Here is a 6,146-nt window from a genome sequence, read left to right on the forward strand (position 1 = left end):
AACAAATCCCTTGTTGTTAAATCCCCGGTTCTTTTTAATTTCATCCAGCATTCTTTTGGTTGAAATAACAAAACGGTTGTAGTGCAGCCTGTTCTTTTCATCATGATACTGAACAGAACGTGGACTTTGAGACCGTCTGAAACGGTTTCTTTGCGGATTCTACCCCACGCTTCGTATTCGGCCGTCCATACGGCTTCGCCTTTTGCATTGTGTGCGGCAATCGGTGTGCCCAAATGGTCAATGATCAATTAATCATATGATCCTAAGCCTACGAATTTCTTAAGAATTTAGCTAATTTAATGTAGTGATCAAAAGAGTTATTGCAGCTTGCTTTGCATCATAAGTGAAACTTAAATAATCCCATACAACATTCGAATTCTTAAATTCTAATTTCATTGGGCTGATAAGCTCATAACTTGAAGCTAAAATAGGATATTTCTTAAGAAACCTACGAACAATCTTCGAATTAAGTATAGTATTATCTAAATAAACATAATCTTTAAATATGATATAAATCTCAATTTTATGAGAGATAACGATTATTATATTTGCTTTTTCACTTAGGTATGTAATTTCCCTATCAAATACATAGCTGTTTCCAGAAAATGTAAAAAACTCCTTTAATTTGTTAGGAAATTGCTCCATAAAATCAATAGCTATATTATCTATCGCAATTTTTTTATGATTCATAGATACTTGTAAGTTATTCATATCATTTACCATATTTAATCAATTTATTGGTTGATTTTAAATTTATTTTATCCATGTTTTCAATGAAATACTGTGTAGCACCCCCTTTACCTAAATGTGGATTTGCCCTCGCTACTCCCTTAGCCATACATGTATCTTTTGTTACTATAAAACCATGTAAAGCGGTTCGCATATCCCTTGCTCCTTTTGTATTCTCTTTATGAGCTACTTGAACAGAATCATTGTATTCCCTCGCAGTCCGTGCTGCTAAGACATCTTTTGCTGTTACAAAATAATTTCCAGGTGTATTACCGTGCGGATGCAACGTATACAAAACTGTACCTGCTTTGACAACAACATTTTTATATGAATCTATTCCTGAGTACGGAGCGGATCCTTGCCAGCTTTTTGCAGTAGCAGAAGGATTTTTTCCTGAACAAGGGTCGCCATTACAGCAACGCTTCTTTTTATGCAAACCAAGTGTATCAACCCATAATATCGGATTCGGTGCATACTCAAACAAGTTCATCCCTCCCTGCAACCCAATCGGGTCCTGACTCACAAACCGCCCGATTTCAGGGTCGTAATACCGGAAACGGTTGTAGTGCAGCCCGCTTTCTTCGTCGTAATACTGTCCTTGGAAGCGGAACGGGACGTTAACTTTGAGGCCGTCTGAAACGGTTTCGTTACGGATTCTGCCCCATGCCTCGTATTCGGCTGTCCATACGGCTTCGCCTTTTGCATTGTGTGCGACAATCGGTGTGCCGAGATGGTCGAGTTGGTAATAGACCAATTCGGGCTGCGCTTCGGACTGCTCTTGGGGTTCGGGCGGGATTTTCAGCAGCGGATCGGTTTCGGGGTCGTAGCTATACGGTTCGGCGGGTTTGTCTTCCCTTTCTATGCCTATCGGTGAGGCCGTCTGAAATTGCGCCAGCGGTTCGAATGTACCGGGTTCGAACAGGTAATGGGTGTTTTGTCCGTTGGTGCTTTCGATGGCAAGGGTGTCTTCCTGCCAGTGGAAGACGGTGGTTTCTCCGTTGCGGATTTTGGCGGTACGCCTGCCCAAGGGGTCGTAGCGGTATTCGGTACTGCCGTTGCGGTTTTCTATTTTAATGAGTTGGTTGTAGCCGTTCCAATGATAGTCTGTGGTTTCTCCATTGCGGGTTTTGCGGATCAGGTTGCCGCGTTGGTCGTAGTCGTAGTGTACACCTGCGTACTCTTTAAGCAGATTGCCCCAGACTTTGTTCAGGGACGGTTTTTCTTGGCTGTTTGTTTGGTCTGTATGGTCTTGTTTGTTGCCGCTTAGGTCAAGACGGTTGCCTGCAGGGTCGAAGGCAAAGGTTTCGCTAAAATCGGGAGTGACGGCGGCGATCAGTCTGCCGATGGGATCGTAGCGGTATTGGGTTTGGCCTCTTCTGCTTTGGATGTGGGTCAGTTGTCCGGCGGCGTCGTAACCGTATTCGCGCCGGCTGCGGTTGTGGATTTGCTGCAGGATTCTGCCCATGGGGTCGTATTGTGTTTGTTGGCGGATATGTTTGCCAAAGGTGCGTTCGGTTTCGCGGTGTAGTTTGTCGCGTTCGAAGGCGGCTATTTCGTTACGGTTGAGGGTGATGCCGTGCAGGTGGCCGTTGCCATAGTGGAGATAACCGATACGCTGCCCGTCGGGACGGATGGTTTCGGTACGGTTGCCCAATGCGTCGTAGCGGTGATGCCAGACGTGGCTTCGGGCTGTGCCGTCCAGACTGTCGTGACGGTATTCCCTGATGAGGTTGCCTAGTTTGTCGTAGAAGTATTGGTGGCGGCTACTCTTGTGCATTATGCAAAAGGCCGTCTGAAAACCCGATATGATTTCAGACGACCTTTTTATCGTTTCGTTTATATTTTATTTTTGAAGCTCTTCCAATTCTTTTTCGCTGAAACGGACTTTACCTTTGTCTTCACGCTTGAGTAGTCTCCAAACTGTATCTTCCCGGAAAATAGGATTACCGTTCTTATCCCTCTTCGCACTGACTTGTCCGGCAGGCAGAAGCTCTCCCTGCTTGATTTGGATCTCATGCCCAATGAAATTGTTGATGCCGTATCTTCCTGAAAAAGGGGCGGGTGTGCCTGCATTAAGAAGCAGAGGCAAGTTACCGCTTCGATCTTGATCCTGCTCACGTTTGAGTTTTTGCTCCCGAGCCCAATCCACCATATCTTTAGGATAATAGGGATATTGGCGCAATTCGGTATCATCCAAATCATCAAGATAAACGATGGCAGTGGCTTCGAAAGCCCAGTAACCGCAAAATCCGTTCTGCTCGGGGTCAAGATGGGTCTGGTATTCAAGATCACTCATGCCGACCATTTCGTGATACCAGTCTTTGAGATACGCGTTGAGTTCTTCTAACTGTTCTTCTTTGGTTTCGCCACGCATAGCTTCACCGAATAAAATGGCGTGTTTGCCCATTTGGACGTAATCCGGATCAGGACGATTTTTAAAATGGTAGTCCAAAAAGTCTTCAATAGTAGTATCAGGTTCTAAATCATCTTCAGCATTGGCAAGGATGACTTCAAGAAGACGCGGGAGCAAGTCTTCGCGTTGCAGGAGGTAGCACAGCGCAATGAGGTGCAGAGTTTTAAGGTAATGCTCAACGTCACACCACAGCATCGGGCTTGTGTAGTAGCCGACATCGTTTAATTTAGTTTTATTTTGCTGCCAGAATTTAGTTATCTCTTCCTCTGAAGCTAAAAATTTTTCTAGAACAGGAATTAAATCCTCTATCGGTTTACCTGCGGTATATATGATTTTCAAATAATCCCAGTAGGTTTCTGCTTGTTGTCTAGATAAAAATCGTAATGCCAAATCATCTGAGAGTTTCCATTTATTATATTCAGGAATAGCTTCCAGAAAATAATTATTAAATTTACTAAATCTTTCCTCAGTCAAAAAATGCTGCCTACGTTTCTTGTTAAAAGGAATTTGTTCGGTCTCGTTCATTTTATACTCATATAATAGTCAATTAATCAATTACGGTTTCTGTTTTTTCCTTCTGCCAACCTTGTTGGAAGATTCTGTTCTCTTTTCACCTATCCTCCTTTTTACCCATACCTCAATATCTTCATCCGTAAAAATACGACCAGGTTTGTGTTCAGTATGCTCCATCATGATACGGGGCAAGTACTGTCTTTTTTCGGGTTGTGCGACTGCTTCCACGATTTTGGCATATGCTTTAGTATGGGTGGCAATGTCATTAATACCAAAGAAGACGACTCGGCGGGAATAATCCGTTCTTACTTGAAGATTTAATCCCAAATTTCTTAATCTACTTTCACACCACGTATGGCTCATCTGCACCTGATGCTGATTATTCTGTGTTCGCCGCTCTGTTTTATCCCGACCATCAGTCAGCAACTTACCAAGCGGACGTGTAAGGACGGTAGCGCTTGCCTTTGCTTCTAAAATACAGTACGGCTTACCGCCGATTTTGCCGTTGACCTTCCACAGGGAATCAATTCCTTTAGGGTTTGCCGAAGGTTGGTGAAGTTGGTATAGCCTGCCTTCAAAATTCATTTTATAGCAGCTTCCCTCTGCCGTCCCTCCATGATCGTGCCGCGCTTTACCACCGACTTGTTCCAGCATCCAGTAGTCTGCCATATGTTCGCCAATAAGACCTGTGATTTTGTTACTTATCTGCTCTACAGCACCTTTAGTCTTCTGCACCGCTACAGCCCTCCCGCCGGAATTAGTAGCGGTATTTTGGACGAGCTTATCATCATTCTGCCCTTTGGTCATTTTGGGATGACGGTCGTGGCGAACACTGTCGTTTTTATATGGTTTCGAATTAGAAGTTTCTTTCGATTGCGTAGATGAGGTATTTTTCTCACTATGTTTGCGTTTGTTGCCCACTTGTTGATTGGCATTATGAACAGCATGAGGACGGCCGTTTTTATTATGGTTTGTATGGTTTGCCGCACCATTGACGGCAGCCATGACAAGATTGGCATGTTCACCCAAAAGTGTTTGCATAAAGTATCTAATACTTTCTGCGCCTTCTCTTATGGCTTTAGCTAATATCTGTTTGAATTTTTGTGCGGGAGCAATTTGTTCCAGTGCCGTTTTAATCAGCCAGGCAGGAAAGTTAAATCGGGTATGCGTCCATTTCCAGTCAGCAACGGGTTTAAAGGTTATATACCCTCGCGATATGGTTTGTAACATTTCAATATAGGCAGTCAGAAGGATATTACACTTTGTAATGGCAATGTTCGCCCATTGTGTCCATTGTGCCGTGTTTCTGACATAGGAACGTATTTTGCTTATGACTGCCCCATGTTCTCCTTTTAATGCTCTTTCTAGCATTTTAATGCCATTTTGTACACCTTTGCTCCCCTTGCTTTGTTTCCAGATTGGCTTGAGTACTCCTTTAAATACACTGCCTAATTCGGGTATCCAACCAAAGGCGGTAAATGCCAAATCGGCATAATCATCTTGACTCAACTGCCAGTTTTTTTGATTAAAACGAACAATTAAGGCAATAGTATCTTGTGCGTCTAAAACCTGATCCACTCCTGGAATGATTCCGACAACACCCCTCAATAAAATAGCAATGGAGTGTTGTTGTTTATTATCCTGAAATTCACCTAAAATCAGCGTCTTTAAAAAATCAATCATATCTTGAGATGAAGGTATAGCCATCATTCTTTTCCTTTATTATTGTCTTGCAACCAAAACAACTGTATTTCCTCTTCTGTATAACGGGATTCAACTCGTTTTTCTTCGGGTTCTTTATAAATCCATTCTCTCGCATCTTCACCAAATAAGACGTGGAATCTACCTTCGGGAGCATCTTCGATGTGGGCGTATCCGTTTTCATCTAATATTCCAGAAATAATTGTTCCATCTTCAAAGTAAGCTTCAAATGGTGCATTAACTACGGGCATCAAGTCATCGTAGTGGTAATACACATCCACTCCCTTGTTTTTGGTAAAACGTGGCAGCGGATGTTTAAGCATTTCAGCCCCATTCACTACCAACGGCGCCCTCACCCTCACCATCTTCGGACTTCCGATCTCGACTTCCCCGTTACTCAGCTTGATATACGCCCCTTTGCAGGTAATCAGAATCTCTTCCTTCGCCGCAATGGTAATCTTCCCTGCGCTGCTGGTTAACGTTGCGTCCTTCAAAGCATTCAGCTGCAACTCGTCATTTTGTGCCTGTACTTCCACTTTGCCCTGGTTGGCCTGCATCTTGATGCCGCTGCTTTGGGCAAACAGGTTGAGGCTATCTGCCGCATGGGCGGTCAGGCTTTGGCCGGCGCTGATGTCGGTATGGTTGCCGCTGATAAGGTGGATGTTTTCATTGGCGGTGTGTAATTGGCTTTGTTGTGTCGCGGTAGCAATACCGGCCGGGGCGGTTTGAATCAAACCGGCCTCTTTCAGCTCTTTGAGGGCGTCTTTCAGACGGCCCCTTTGGGTTTCTT

6 protein-coding genes are annotated in these 6,146 nt (G+C 43.9%); all 6 read right to left on the reverse strand.

The annotated features are described in order from the left end of the window. On the reverse strand, positions 1-248 hold a 248-nt coding region (locus HMPREF3022_RS06645; protein ID WP_210399663.1), incomplete at its 3' end, for an RHS domain-containing protein. Positions 249-291: 43 nt separating this feature from the next. Continuing rightward, complete coding sequence (locus tag HMPREF3022_RS06650) at positions 292-711, reverse strand: hypothetical protein (RefSeq protein ID WP_070765335.1); 420 nt, start codon at positions 709-711, stop codon at positions 292-294. A 1-nt stretch (position 712) separates the two neighbouring features. After that, on the reverse strand, positions 713-2,506 hold the full coding sequence (locus HMPREF3022_RS06655; protein WP_070765336.1) for an RHS repeat-associated core domain-containing protein: 1,794 nt from the start codon (positions 2,504-2,506) through the stop codon (positions 713-715). 66 nt (positions 2,507-2,572) lie between these two features. Continuing rightward, positions 2,573-3,667, reverse strand: coding sequence for a PoNe immunity protein domain-containing protein (locus tag HMPREF3022_RS06660; protein ID WP_283119056.1), 1,095 nt, complete (start codon positions 3,665-3,667; stop codon positions 2,573-2,575). A gap of 30 nt (positions 3,668-3,697) precedes the next feature. Then, positions 3,698-5,365 carry a hypothetical protein gene (locus HMPREF3022_RS06665; RefSeq protein ID WP_168166415.1) on the reverse strand — a complete coding sequence of 556 codons (1,668 nt, stop codon included), beginning with the start codon at positions 5,363-5,365 and terminating at the stop codon, positions 3,698-3,700. After that, positions 5,362-6,146: DUF2345 domain-containing protein (locus HMPREF3022_RS11895; RefSeq protein ID WP_283119057.1), on the reverse strand; the 785-nt coding region annotated here is incomplete at its 5' end. The genes HMPREF3022_RS11895 and HMPREF3022_RS06665, both read right to left, overlap by 4 nt.

It is taken from the genome of Neisseria sp. HMSC065C04 (assembly GCF_001815375.1).
Lineage (GTDB): Bacteria > Pseudomonadota > Gammaproteobacteria > Burkholderiales > Neisseriaceae > Neisseria > Neisseria flavescens_D.